Raw genomic sequence first — 13,237 nt, 5'->3', positions numbered from 1 at the left:
GTTTTATATGAGTAAAATAATTGGAATTGACTTAGGTACAACAAATTCTTGTGTAACGGTTATGGAAGGTGGAGAGCCGGTTGTTATTACAAACCCTGAAGGAAACCGTACAACTCCATCTGTTGTATCATTTAAAAATGGAGAAAGACAAGTAGGGGAAGTTGCAAAACGACAAGCAATTACAAACCCTGATACTATTCAATCTATTAAACGTCATATGGGAACGGACTATAAAGAAACGATTGAGGGGAAAGACTACACTCCTCAAGAAGTATCGGCGATTATTTTGCAACACCTAAAAAGTTATGCGGAAGATTATATCGGAGAAAAAGTAAGTAAAGCTGTTATTACAGTGCCAGCTTATTTTAATGATGCAGAGCGTCAAGCAACAAGAGATGCTGGAATTATTGCAGGCTTAGAAGTTGAGAGAATTATTAACGAACCAACAGCAGCAGCGCTAGCTTACGGAATTGATAAAGAAAATGAAGATCAAACGATTTTAGTCTATGACCTTGGTGGTGGAACGTTTGACGTATCCATTTTAGATATAGGTGATGGTACATTCGAAGTTATCTCAACAGCCGGAGATAATCGTCTTGGTGGAGATGATTTCGATGAAAAAATTATCGAATATATGGTTCAAGAATTCCGTAAAGAGAATGGTATCGATTTATCACAAGATAAAATGGCAATTCAGCGATTAAAAGATGCAGCGGAAAAAGCGAAAAAAGATTTATCTGGAGTAACACAAACTCAAATCTCATTGCCGTTTATTACTGCGGGTGAGGCAGGTCCATTACACTTAGAATTAACGTTAACAAGAGCAAAATTCGATGAATTGACATCAGAACTTGTTGAAAGAACAATGATTCCAGTTAAAAAATCATTATCAGATGCAGGATTATCTGCAAACGATATTGATAAAGTGCTTTTGGTAGGTGGATCAACTCGAATTCCAGCTGTACAAGAAGCGATTAAAAAAGAAACTGGTAAAGAACCTTCTAAAGGTGTAAATCCTGATGAAGTAGTTGCTTTAGGAGCAGCTATCCAAGGTGGAGTTTTACAAGGTGATGTAAAGGATGTTTTATTACTTGATGTTACACCACTTTCATTAGGTATTGAAACAATGGGCGGAGTAACAACAAAGTTAATTGAACGTAACACTACGATTCCTACTAGTGAATCACAAGTATTCTCAACAGCTGCAGATAACCAAACTGCTGTAGATATTCATGTACTACAGGGAGAGCGCGAAATGGCAGCTGACAATAAAACGTTAGGTCGTTTCCAGTTAACTGATATACCACCTGCACCTAGAGGGATTCCACAAATTGAAGTAACATTTGATATTGATGCTAATGGTATTGTTAATGTTCGTGCAAAAGATTTAGGAACAAATAAAGAACAGTCCATTACAATTCAATCATCTTCCGGATTATCTGATGATGAAATTGAACAAATGGTGAAAGATGCAGAAGAAAATGCAGAGGCTGATAAAAAACGTCGTGAGGAAATTGATCTACGAAATGAAGCAGATCAGTTAGTATTCACTACAGATAAAACCCTTAAAGACTTAGGTGATAAGGTATCAGAAGACGAAAAACAAAAAGCTGAAGCTGCGAAAGAAGAACTCAAGAAAGCACTAGAAGGTGACAATCTTGAAGAAATTAAAGCGAAAAAGTCAGCATTAGAAGAACAAGTTCAACAGCTTTCAGTAAAGTTGTATGAACAGATGGCTCAGGAGCAACAAGCACAGCAAGGGTCTGAAGCTGGTGACTCAAATAAAGGTGACGATGTTGTTGATGCAGACTATGAAGAAGTAGATGATGATAAAGATAAAGCTGAAAAGTAATACGTACTAGAAAAGTCAAAGTCAGGTTATTCTTGACTTTGACTTTTTTTGAGAGAATACAAAATTCTATCCTTATAATGGGTTTTAATAGATTTGCTTATAAGAAGTAAACAATGCTATGATTAAGAGTATTGAATTCATGGTTTCAGGAGAGTGAATGAGAGTTGAGTAAACGAGATTATTATGAAGTCTTAGGCATTGAGCGTGATGCTACAAAAGACGATATTAAAAAGGCATATCGTAAATTAGCTCGTAAATACCATCCGGACGTCAACAAAGAGCCGGATGCAGAAGATAAATTTAAAGAAGTTAAAGAAGCATACGAAGTATTAAATAATGATCAAAAAAGAGCACAATATGATCAATTTGGTCATGCAGGAACACAAAATCAAGGCTTCGGAGGCGGAGCAGATTTCTCAGGTTTTGGCGATATTTTTGACATGTTTTTCGGTGGAGGTTCGCGAAGAGATCCGAATGCTCCGCGTCAAGGTGCAGATTTACAATATACGATGTCATTAACATTTGAAGAAGCGATTTTTGGGAAAGAAACAGAAATCTCTCTACCTAAAGAAGAAACATGTAATACATGTCATGGTTCTGGTGCAAAACCGGGAACTAAACCTAAAACATGTACTCACTGTCATGGCTCAGGTCAATTAAATACAGAGCAAAATACACCATTTGGCAGAGTGGTAAATCGTCGAGCTTGTCATTATTGTCAAGGAACTGGGAAAATTATCCCTGAAAAATGTTCTACGTGTGGTGGAACTGGCCGTGTGAAAAAGCAAACTAAAATAAAGGTATCTATCCCTGCTGGTATTGATGAAGGACAGCAGATCCGCGTTTCTGGTAAAGGTGAACCTGGAATAAACGGGGGGCCTCCAGGAGACTTGTTTGTTATTATTACAATCCAACCACATGAATTCTTCAAAAGAGAAGGAGATCATATATTTTTAGAACTTCCACTCACATTTGCCCAAGCGGCTTTAGGGGATGAGATCGAAGTACCAACTGTTCACGGAAACGTAATGTTTAAAATTCCTGCAGGAACCCAAACAGGAAAAACATTCAGATTAAGAGGTAAAGGTTCACCAAATGTTAGAGGGTATGGGCATGGTGACCAACATGTCAAAGTAAGAGTAGTTACACCTACTAAATTGTCCAGTCGACAAAAAGAATTATTAAAGGAATTTAATCAAATTGCTGATAATAACCCAATAACGGAAGATGATGATTCTTTTTTTAAACGTTTTAAGAAAGCATTTAAAGGTGAATAAATATTAAGCACTGAAAATGAAATGAGTGAGCTAAATGGATTGGATAGAGTTAACTGTACAAACGTCTAATGAAGCTTGTGAATCAGTATCTAATATATTAAATGAATTAGGAGCCAATGGTGTTGTGATTGAAGATCCGGCAGACTTAATCAGAGAAAAAAGGGATCGATTTGGCGAACTATATGAATTAGATCCAAGTAAATATCCTGTTGAAGGAGTAAATATTAAAGCTTATTTTCTAAACAATACTATTTGGCCGGAAAAAGAACAGAAAATTAAACAGCAAATTAATAAGTTAGAATCGTATAATATTCCACTAGGCAAAAATAAATTAGTCACTAAAATAGTACAGGAAGAAGATTGGGAAAACGAATGGAAAAAATATTTTAAGCCTGCAAAAATTACAGAACGATTTACAATTGTTCCTAGTTGGGAAACATATGAAAAAAGTTCTCCAGACGAGCTTATTATTTCCATCGACCCGGGAATGGCGTTTGGTACAGGAACACATCCAACAACTATTTTAAGCTTAAAAGCATTAGAGGAAGTATTACGCCCAAACGATCTTGTAATAGATGTTGGGGTAGGATCGGGAATTTTAAGTATTGCATCTGTGCTACTAGGGGCAAAGCATGTGTATGGGTATGACTTAGATGAAGTCGCGGTTAAAAGTACTCAAATAAATCGAGATAAAAATCAGTTAGAAAATAATATAACTGTTGAGCAAAATGATTTGCTAAAAGGTGTTCATAAAAAAGCAAACATTGTCGTTTCAAACATATTGGCAGATATCATATTGCGATTAATCGATGGAGCTTGGGATAATTTACTTGAAGAAGGATATTTTATTACATCTGGTATTATTGAAGCAAAACAACAAATGGTAATAGACGCACTTGAAAATAAAGGGTTTCACATTATCAAAATAAATCAATTTGAAAATTGGATTAGTATTGTTGCCCAAAAATAGAAAGTATAATATAGTAGGTGGAAAAAGTGCAGAGATACTTTGTTCCTGAAAATAACTGGAAAGAAAATAGTATTAAAATAAAAGATGAAGATGCTCACCATATTGCGCGAGTAATGCGGTGTAATCCGGGAGATAAAATTGTATGTGTACACCCAGATGGCCAAGTAGCGAAATGCCAGATTCATACAATTGAAAAAAATGAAGTGAATGTACAAATAATAGAATGGCTTGATGAAAACACGGAGCTGCCTGTTCATGTTACAATTGTTCAAGGCTTACCAAAAGGAAATAAGTTAGAATTCATTTTACAAAAAGGAACCGAATTAGGTGCAGCTGAATTTTGGTTGTGGAAGTCTGATCGTTCAATTGTGAAGTGGGATGATAAAAAATCAGCACAAAAAATTAAAAGATATTGTAAAATAATTAAGGAAGCCAGTGAACAATGTCATCGGAATAAAATTCCAAATTTGAAAGAACCGATGACTATTGATCAAATTATTCAAGCAAGCAATGAATATGACGTGAAATTATTCGCATATGAAGAAGAAGCTAGGACAGCTGATTACGTCTCTTTAAGTTCTCATTTAATAGAAGTAAGTAGCGATAATTCAATCATCATTTGCATTGGACCAGAAGGTGGATTATCGTCTGAAGAGGTGTCTACATTAAAAAAGAACCACTTTATCCCGGTTCGGTTAGGACCAAGGATATTAAGAACTGAAACGGCTTCTTTATATGCTTTAGCTGGCATTTCGTATCATTTTGAAGAATTGAGGTGGAATTAGTATGCCTACAGTTGCATTTCATACATTAGGCTGTAAAGTTAATCATTATGAAACAGAAGGCATTTGGAATATGTTCAAAGATCATGGCTATGAGCGCGTTGATTTTGAACGAATGGCAGATGTTTATGTTATCAATACATGTACTGTCACGAATACAGGTGACAAAAAAAGCAGACAAATTATTAGACGAGCAGTGCGTAAAAATCCAGAAGCGATTGTCTGTGTGACTGGTTGTTATGCTCAAACTTCACCTGGAGAAATATTAGAAATATCAGGAGTAGATGTTGTTGTCGGTACACAAAATCGAAAAAATATGATTCAGTTAATCGAACAACATCAAGAAACACGGCTACCAATAAACGGTGTGGCAGCTATCATGCAAAACCGTGTATTTGAAGAAATGGATGTTCCTGAATTTTCTGATCGTACACGAGCATCGTTAAAAATACAAGAAGGCTGTAATAATTTCTGTACATTTTGTATCATTCCATGGTCACGAGGGCTTCTTCGATCTCGAGACCCTAACAATGTAATGGAACAAGCGCAAAAATTAGTTAATGCCGGATATAAAGAAATTGTACTAACAGGCATTCATACTGCAGGATATGGAGAAGATATGCAGGATTATAATTTTGCCAGATTATTAAGGGATCTTGAAGAAAAAGTTCATGGGCTTAAAAGGATACGTATCTCTTCTATTGAAGCAAGTCAAATTACCGATGAAGTTATTGAGGTCTTAGATCAATCCAAAAAAATCGTGAGACATTTGCATATTCCGTTGCAGTCTGGTTCAAATACGGTCCTTGCAAGAATGCGCCGGAAATACTCAGCCGATTTTTATGCAGAAAAGGTAAGGAAAATAAAAAAAGCTTTGCCTGGGTTAGCAATTACATCAGATATAATTGTTGGTTTTCCAGGAGAAACAGAGGACGAGTTTTTGGAAACATACGAATTTATTCGAAAAATTGGTTATGCCGAATTGCATGTTTTTCCATATTCAAGAAGAACTGGAACTCCAGCAGCCAGAATGGATGATCAAGTTCCAAATGAGATAAAAGAAGCACGTGTTCAGAAAATGATCGCTCTATCAAATGAATTAGCGGCAGAATATGCTAAGCCATATGAAGATACGGTTTTAGAAGTAATACCTGAAGAAAAAAGTTCATTGAAAAGCGGGCAACTAATTGGATATACGGATAATTATTTAAAAGTTCAATTCGAAGGGCCGGAAAGCTTAATTGGTTCGATCGTACGAGTGAAAATTAAAAAAGCCGGTTATCCTTTAAATGAAGGCATTTTTGTAAAAGTAGCAGACCAATTAAAGTCTAGTTAACCTATTGAAATGAATGTAATAACGAATAATAGATGTTGACCCATTCTAAACCTTATAATATAATTGTAACAGGCATATTTTAAGAACACGTATGTATGTCTATCTAATATTGTTTTATACTCCGGAGGGAGGGAAATTAGTATGCCGAATACAACTCGAATTCGAAAAAATGAATCTATAGAAGACGCACTTCGTCGTTTTAAACGTAGCGTTTCTAAAAGTGGTACACTATCAGAATATCGTAAACGTGAATATTATGAGAAACCTAGCGTACGTCGTAAGAAGAAGTCTGAAGCCGCAAGAGCACGTAAACGTAAATACTAAAGAAGGTGCACGAGATGTCATTATTAAACCAGTTAAACGATGATATGAAACAAGCTATGAGAGATAAGGACAAAGAAAAGCTCAGTGTTATTCGCATGGTTAAAGCTTCCCTGCAAAATGAAGCAATCCATCTCGGGGTAGATACGTTAAAAGAAGAAGATGAACTGACGATACTGTCTAGGGAATTAAAGCAGCGAAACGATTCTCTTAAAGAATTTACAAACGCAGGTCGCGATGATCTCGTTGAAAAAATAGAAAAAGAGATTGAAATACTTCAAGTATATATGCCAAAACAACTATCTGAAGAAGAGATAGAAGACATTGTATTAGATACAATTAATGAAGTTAACGCTAATTCTAAAAAAGATTTTGGCAAAGTTATGGGTGCAATAATGCCGAAAGTCAAAGGGAAAGCTGACGGGGCATTCGTGCAAAAACTCGTCCAAAAACATTTACAGTAACTTAATAGGCAATCAGTTCTATAAAATGATCCTTCACCATCTAATTTGTGTGGAAGGATCTTTTTATTTTTCCTATCCATGGTAGATAAGAGCAGTATTTGAAGTTTTAATTGAGTGGTAAAGACATTTAAGAACTGACAAACAGAGATATTAAATACAACGGATATATTGAGGTGTTAATAACACAACAAAAGTGATTAAACGTATGTCATATGGCATTAACGCTTTGAAAGACTACGTAAAAAGATACTATTGAGACAAGCGATTAGGTCTATAATTTAAGAAAAGGAAAAGCAAAAAGAGAAAGCGGAAATACAGAAGTAGATGAAAAATGATGTCTTACAACTAGGGTAATTCAATAATTAGCAACCCAAATATGTGTAGACTCCAGTGGGAAGAAAGAGATCGGCGAGACCCCACAGGGCAACGCCCGAGGAGGCTTGACACTCGCCCACGGAAAGCGAAACATATTTGAGTTGCGGAGTCCACTCATAATTTCCTATAAAAAATTTATCCTTTTCAACTACTTCTGTATACACCACCACATTTGGCAGAGAGCCTAATAAACTATCCATGAATGTACAACGAAGTTTTTAACACCATTTAACGATATATTTAATGATTCAGAGCATGAAATATGGTACGATGAAGTTACTACTATGAATGGTATATAGGACAAAATAGGTGGTGATAAACTTTGTCCAAATATGGTAAAACAACTTGGTTATTTTTAACTTTCTTCCTACTTCTCTCCTTGTCTTTTAACCCTACCTTAGATAAAAGTCAGGCTAATGGCGAGAATAAATTAGTTTATATTATACCAATTGAAAAAGAGGTGGAAAGAGGGTTAGAAGCATTTTTAACCCGTTCTACTAATGAAGCTATTGAAGCAGGGGCAAATCATATTATTTTTGAAGTCGATACTCCTGGAGGACGTGTAGATTCTGCAGGTCAGATTGGTAAGTTATTACAATCGCTGGACATTCCTACAACTGCTTACATCGTAAATGAAGCATTATCAGCAGGATCCTATATTGCTTTAAATTCAGATACTATTTACATGAATCCGAATGCGACAATGGGAGCTAGCGGAGTGATTACGGGTGATGGAAATGCAGCAGATGAAAAAGCTCAATCGGCATGGATTGCAGCCATGAAAAGTGCCGCTGAATCTAAAGGAAGAGATCCGCAGTATGCCGTCGCGATGGCTGATTCATCGATTGATTTACCTGAATATGGTGCACCAAAGGGAGCATTTTTAACATTAACTCCGACTGATGCTTTAGAAGTAGGTTATGCAGAGGGTATTGTGCAAAATCGTGTGGAACTATTACATGAATTAAATTTAACAGATGCTACAGTTGTTGAAACAGAAACAACATTTGTAGAAGAAGTTGCACGCTTTGTAACAAATCCAATCGTGATTCCTATTTTATTATCAGTTGCCAGTTTAGGGCTTATTGTAGAATTATATTCCCCAGGTTTTGGAGTACCAGGTACAATGGGACTTGTTGCACTAATGTTATTTTTTTACGGGCATATAATTGCCGGGCTTGCCGGAATGGAAGCAATTATCTTACTCGTCATGGGAATAATTTTAATCATTTTGGAGTTTTTTGTGGCAGGTGGTATTTTAGGATTACTTGGAGTAGGAGCGATTATTGGTGCTTTGTTTTTAGCTGGTTATGATATAGGCCATATGTCATTAAGTATATCAATAGCATTTATCGTTGCGATTATAGCATTTGTTATCTTATTTAAATGGGTTGGAACAGAGCGCGGTATATTTAAAAAGATTATTTTACGAGATCGTACTACTTCTGATTTAGGTTATATTTCGATTGCAGAACGTCCAGAATTAGTAGGGAAAGAAGGAATAACTGCAACACCACTTCGCCCAGCAGGAACAGCAGTTTTCAATGAAGAACGAATTGATGTCGTTTCTGAAGGAGGCTTTGTAGAAAAAGATAAACATGTTATGATTGTTCAAGTAGAAGGCATGCGAGTAGTAGTTAGAGAAATTAATTAAACTAGGAGGAAATAAATATGGATTTAGGATTTACTCAAGTAGCTCCAATTATCATTATTGCGCTCATTTTAATTGCGCTCGTTATTTTATTTACTTTCGTACCAGTTGCACTGTGGATTAGTGCTTTGGCTGCTGGTGTAAAAGTAGGATTATTTACATTAGTAGGTATGCGATTACGTCGTGTTATTCCTTCACGTGTTATTAATCCTTTAATTAAAGCTTATAAAGCTGGATTAGATGTGAATACGAATCAACTGGAAAGTCACTATCTGGCCGGTGGTAATGTGGACAGAGTAGTAAATGCATTAATTGCAGCTCATCGAGCGAACATCAATTTATCGTTTGAACGTGGAGCAGCAATTGATCTTGCTGGAAGAAACGTATTAGAAGCAGTTCAGATGAGTGTAAACCCTAAAGTGATTGAAACTCCGTTTATAGCAGGTATCGCGATGGATGGTATTGAGGTAAAAGCTTTAGCTAGAATAACCGTCCGTGCGAATATCGACCGACTTGTTGGGGGAGCTGGAGAAGAAACAGTCATTGCCCGTGTTGGAGAAGGGGTAGTTAGTACAATCGGTAGTTCAGAAACACATAAGAAAGTATTAGAAAATCCTGATTCTATTTCTCATACCGTATTAGCTAAAGGATTAGACTCGGGAACAGCGTTTGAAATATTGTCCATCGATATTGCAGATGTAGATATCGGTAAAAATATTGGCGCAATGTTACAGACTGACCAAGCTCAAGCTGATAAGAATATCGCTCAAGCAAAAGCAGAAGAGCGTCGTGCGATGGCTGTTGCTTTAGAACAAGAAATGACAGCGAAAGTCGAAGAAATGCGTGCGCGTGTTGTTGAAGCTGAAGCAGATGTTCCAAAAGCGTTAGCTGAAGCATTACGTTCAGGAAATATGGGTGTAATGGATTATTTAAATTATAAAAACATAAATGCCGATACAGATATGAGAGACACAATTGGAAAAGTATCGAAGAAAGATCATCACGAACCAGGAACAGATGAAACAAAGAAATAAGATAAAAGCCAATAATAAGGAGGCTTAAAAATGGAAAGCTTCTTTGATTTTATATTTGGAAACATCTTTATTATCATAATAATCGTTGGAGCGATAATTAACTTTCTCAGTAAAGGTAAGCAGGAAGAAAAAAAGCAAAGCAGAACACCTGAGAGACCCCAACCTGCTGTACCAGACGTAAGAGAAACTAAAACATATGAAAAGGCACGGGAAACTCTTCATGAGGCAAGGAAGAAGATCGAAAGAGAAGCGGAAATATCAACTAGATCAATCGAAGAACAAGTACAAGAGCAGTATGATCGATTACGTAGTCAATATCAAACTTCCCAAGACCTGGAGTCCGATTCTTTACAATCGAAGTATCGTCAGTCTGGGCTTGAAAAACAAGTAGAAGCTCAGCGGACGGAAGAGGGTAACGTTCGTGTCAACGTTAATGTGGATAAGAAATTAACACATAAAGGACTAATTGAAAGTGTGATTATGGCAGAAGTTTTAGGACCACCAAGGGCACTAAATCCATACCAAAATATTATTATGAAAAGAAAACAAAGATAATTTTAAAACCATCTGAAAATCAGATGGTTTTTTTTACGTAACAATTTAATAATAAGTTTCTAATAAACATGTTCTTATCTTTTTCCTACAAACATATTTATATGAAGAGGGGAGAAATGTTGAGTGAGTTATATGAAGAGAGTTATAAAACCTTTTGTCAATAAGCAATTAACGCTACCTTCTGACACATTGTCTCTTCCAACAGTAACAATTACTGGTGACAATCGTATTGCAATTGAACAACAGTACAAATTATTATCCTTTTCAGAAACGGAAATTACATTACAATGTGAAAAAGGAACACTCAAAATAGAGGGAAATCAGTTAATGATTAAGCTGATGTATCCACGGGAGATAATTTTAGAAGGCTCTATTAAAGAGGTCCGTTTTCAACCATAAAAAGTAATCAAAGAGGGAGGATATATGAAACGAGTACAAGGTAAGAATATTGTAGGTTATATTACTGTACAAGTTCAAGGAGAACAACCAGAATATTTTTTTCAGCTATGTGCAGATCAAAATATCATTGTTTGGAATGTTAAAAAGCTTAATAACAAACAATGTTTAGGTAAGGTATATCTTGTCCATTTAAATAAAGTAAAAGCAATTGCTGATCAATCTCCTTACACGATAGAAGTAATAAATAAAGGTGGTTATTTAAATCGTCTTGAGCGATTATGGAATCGAAAAGAATTAGTAATATCTATTGTTCTATCGATTTCAATTCTATTTTTTCTATCAAATATTATATGGAAGGTAGAAGTAAATGGGGTAACAGAAGATATTGAAAATAAATTAAATAAAGAATTAGCTGCTTACGGTTTATATGAAGGAGCATGGTCCTATTCTTTGGAGTCTTTAGATATTGTACAGCAACAAATATTACATAAAATACCTGAATTACTGTATATAGGAATTGAAAAAAAGGGGACAACCTATACGGTAGACGCAGTTGAAAAGCTGATAGTAAAAGAAGAGGAACCTTTACCTGCTCAGCATTTAATAGCAGCTAAAAATGGTATCATACAAAAAATGTTTATTAAAAAAGGCTCGCCCGCAGTAACCATTAATGATTACGTACAAAAAGGGGATTTACTCGTCAATGGAACCCTAGAAGAAGATCCAGATGAAGAAGATGAAAACGAAGAAATACCAACGAACAATAAAATAATTATATCTGCTGAAGGAAAAGTGTATGCAACTACATGGTATGAAATATCAGTTAGCAGTTCCATGTATCACCACGAAGAGAAATTAACAGGTGATAAGCACAAAAAGTATTACTTGAATATTGGGAATGTAGAATTACCAATTTGGGGTTTTAAAGAGGTTCCATATGAGCAATTTTTTGAAGAAAAAATAAATAATCCTTTATACCTTATTAAATGGAAATTACCTTTTTCGGTCACTGAGAAAACAATTTATAATAAAGCCTCATTTAATCAGGTAAGAAGTGAAGAAGAAGCGAAAAATATTGCGATTGAACACGTTAAAAATGACTTACAATTAAAGCTTGGAAAAGACTCCGAAATAATAAAATATTATGTTTTGCATGAATCAGTAGAGAATGGTAAAGTTAAACTGAACTTATATATTAGCGTTTTGGAAAATATTGCAATAGGAAAAATAATCAATATTGATTAATGCAAAAAGGAGTTAAATAATGGAGGATAACTTGGAACAAATTGACTTGCAAATAAATAATTCAAATGAGGCTAGAGAGTTATTCGGGAATAACGATAATTTTCTTAAACGAATTGAAGAGCAGTTAGATGTTAGAATTATAACGCGAGGAGAACAAATTCAAGTTTCAGGTCGGCATATTAAATTAGTTGAAGTTGTTTTAAATACTTTATTGAATGTCATTAAAAAAGGGCTTATAATTACGGAAAGAGACGTATTATATGCTATAAAACTTGCAAAAGAAGGAAAAATAAATCAATTCGAAACATTATTTGAAGATGAAATTACTAAAAGTCATAGCGGAAAGTCTATCCGTGTTAAAACGTTAGGTCAACGAACGTATGTTAATGCTATCCAAAAACATGATTTAGTTTTCGGAATTGGGCCAGCCGGAACTGGTAAAACGTATTTAGCAGTTGTTAAAGCTGTACACGCATTAAAAGATGGCCAGACAAAACGGATTATCTTGACAAGACCGGCTGTAGAGGCGGGAGAAAGTTTAGGATTTTTACCGGGCGATTTAAAAGAGAAAGTCGATCCGTATTTAAGGCCGTTATATGATGCTTTAAATGATGTGTTAGGTAGAGATCAAGCTGCACGATTAATTGAGAAAGAGATAATAGAAATTGCACCTTTAGCTTATATGCGGGGTAGAACATTAGATAATGCCTTTGTTATTTTAGATGAAGCTCAAAACACAACACCGGCGCAGATGAAAATGTTTCTAACCCGATTAGGATTTGGTTCAAAAATGATTATTACTGGAGATATTACTCAGGTAGACTTGCCAAAAGGTGTTGAATCAGGACTAAGGGTTGCAAATAGGCTGTTAACAAGCGTTAAAGAGATAGCATTTGTTTATTTAGAAGAATCAGATGTTGTTCGTCACCCGCTTGTACAAAAAATTATTCACGCTTATGAAAATAACAATTAATCA

The 13,237-nt window shown here is 35.4% G+C and carries 13 protein-coding genes; all 13 read left to right on the top strand.

Annotated features, from left to right (window positions below):
• The first annotated feature begins 7 nt into the window (after positions 1-7).
• The 13 genes from dnaK to SPD48_RS14185 all read left to right on the top strand — a co-directional run bounded on the left by dnaK (position 8) and on the right by SPD48_RS14185 (position 13,234).
• Positions 8-1,852: a molecular chaperone DnaK gene (gene dnaK, locus SPD48_RS14245; protein WP_336258789.1), complete on the top strand. Its 1,845-nt coding sequence runs from the start codon at positions 8-10 to the stop codon at positions 1,850-1,852.
• A gap of 164 nt (positions 1,853-2,016) precedes the next feature.
• Positions 2,017-3,129, top strand: a complete 1,113-nt coding sequence (gene dnaJ, locus SPD48_RS14240; RefSeq protein ID WP_336258788.1) for a molecular chaperone DnaJ — start codon at positions 2,017-2,019, stop codon at positions 3,127-3,129.
• A 34-nt stretch (positions 3,130-3,163) separates the two neighbouring features.
• Entirely contained in the window at positions 3,164-4,099 is a 936-nt protein-coding gene (prmA, locus tag SPD48_RS14235) for a 50S ribosomal protein L11 methyltransferase (protein ID WP_336258787.1), read from the top strand.
• A 26-nt stretch (positions 4,100-4,125) separates the two neighbouring features.
• Complete coding sequence (locus SPD48_RS14230) at positions 4,126-4,884, top strand: 16S rRNA (uracil(1498)-N(3))-methyltransferase (protein WP_336258786.1); 759 nt, start codon at positions 4,126-4,128, stop codon at positions 4,882-4,884.
• Between the two features lies 1 nt (position 4,885).
• Entirely contained in the window at positions 4,886-6,217 is a 1,332-nt protein-coding gene (gene mtaB / locus SPD48_RS14225) for a tRNA (N(6)-L-threonylcarbamoyladenosine(37)-C(2))-methylthiotransferase MtaB (RefSeq protein WP_336258785.1), read from the top strand.
• Between the two features lie 141 nt (positions 6,218-6,358).
• Positions 6,359-6,541, top strand: a complete 183-nt coding sequence (gene rpsU, locus SPD48_RS14220; RefSeq protein WP_336258784.1) for a 30S ribosomal protein S21 — start codon at positions 6,359-6,361, stop codon at positions 6,539-6,541.
• A gap of 14 nt (positions 6,542-6,555) precedes the next feature.
• On the top strand, positions 6,556-7,002 hold the full coding sequence (locus SPD48_RS14215) for a GatB/YqeY domain-containing protein (protein WP_336258783.1): 447 nt from the start codon (positions 6,556-6,558) through the stop codon (positions 7,000-7,002).
• Between the two features lie 697 nt (positions 7,003-7,699).
• A complete protein-coding gene (locus SPD48_RS14210; RefSeq protein ID WP_442962157.1) occupies positions 7,700-9,031 on the top strand; it encodes an NfeD family protein in 1,332 nt (443 codons plus the stop codon).
• Between the two features lie 17 nt (positions 9,032-9,048).
• Positions 9,049-10,062 carry a flotillin-like protein FloA gene (gene floA, locus SPD48_RS14205; RefSeq protein ID WP_336258782.1) on the top strand — a complete coding sequence of 338 codons (1,014 nt, stop codon included), beginning with the start codon at positions 9,049-9,051 and terminating at the stop codon, positions 10,060-10,062.
• 30 nt (positions 10,063-10,092) lie between these two features.
• On the top strand, positions 10,093-10,617 hold the full coding sequence (locus SPD48_RS14200; protein ID WP_336258781.1) for a hypothetical protein: 525 nt from the start codon (positions 10,093-10,095) through the stop codon (positions 10,615-10,617).
• A 132-nt stretch (positions 10,618-10,749) separates the two neighbouring features.
• Complete coding sequence (locus SPD48_RS14195; protein ID WP_336258829.1) at positions 10,750-11,016, top strand: YabP/YqfC family sporulation protein; 267 nt, start codon at positions 10,750-10,752, stop codon at positions 11,014-11,016.
• A 24-nt stretch (positions 11,017-11,040) separates the two neighbouring features.
• Complete coding sequence (yqfD, locus tag SPD48_RS14190; RefSeq protein WP_336258780.1) at positions 11,041-12,261, top strand: sporulation protein YqfD; 1,221 nt, start codon at positions 11,041-11,043, stop codon at positions 12,259-12,261.
• Between the two features lie 19 nt (positions 12,262-12,280).
• The gene (locus SPD48_RS14185) at positions 12,281-13,234 is read left to right on the top strand and encodes a PhoH family protein (protein WP_336258779.1); all 954 of its coding nucleotides are present in this window, start codon (positions 12,281-12,283) and stop codon (positions 13,232-13,234) included.
• Positions 13,235-13,237 lie beyond the last annotated feature (3 nt).

Source organism: Pseudogracilibacillus sp. SE30717A (assembly GCF_037071985.1).
Lineage (GTDB): Bacteria > Bacillota > Bacilli > Bacillales > Amphibacillaceae > Pseudogracilibacillus.
This window is presented reverse-complemented; position numbering and strand designations above follow the sequence as displayed.

Bases quoted from the DNA above. Each gene is read 5' to 3' on its own strand.
- SPD48_RS14185 (WP_336258779.1), top strand. From the start codon at position 12,281: ATGGAGGATAACTTGGAACAAATTGACTTGCAAATAAATAATTCAAAT.
- mtaB (WP_336258785.1), top strand. From the start codon at position 4,886: ATGCCTACAGTTGCATTTCATACATTAGGCTGTAAAGTTAATCATTAT.
- dnaK (WP_336258789.1), top strand. From the start codon at position 8: ATGAGTAAAATAATTGGAATTGACTTAGGTACAACAAATTCTTGTGTA.
- prmA (WP_336258787.1), top strand. From the start codon at position 3,164: ATGGATTGGATAGAGTTAACTGTACAAACGTCTAATGAAGCTTGTGAA.
- SPD48_RS14195 (WP_336258829.1), top strand. From the start codon at position 10,750: ATGAAGAGAGTTATAAAACCTTTTGTCAATAAGCAATTAACGCTACCT.
- yqfD (WP_336258780.1), top strand. From the start codon at position 11,041: ATGAAACGAGTACAAGGTAAGAATATTGTAGGTTATATTACTGTACAA.
- rpsU (WP_336258784.1), top strand. From the start codon at position 6,359: ATGCCGAATACAACTCGAATTCGAAAAAATGAATCTATAGAAGACGCA.
- floA (WP_336258782.1), top strand. From the start codon at position 9,049: ATGGATTTAGGATTTACTCAAGTAGCTCCAATTATCATTATTGCGCTC.
- SPD48_RS14200 (WP_336258781.1), top strand. From the start codon at position 10,093: ATGGAAAGCTTCTTTGATTTTATATTTGGAAACATCTTTATTATCATA.
- SPD48_RS14215 (WP_336258783.1), top strand. From the start codon at position 6,556: ATGTCATTATTAAACCAGTTAAACGATGATATGAAACAAGCTATGAGA.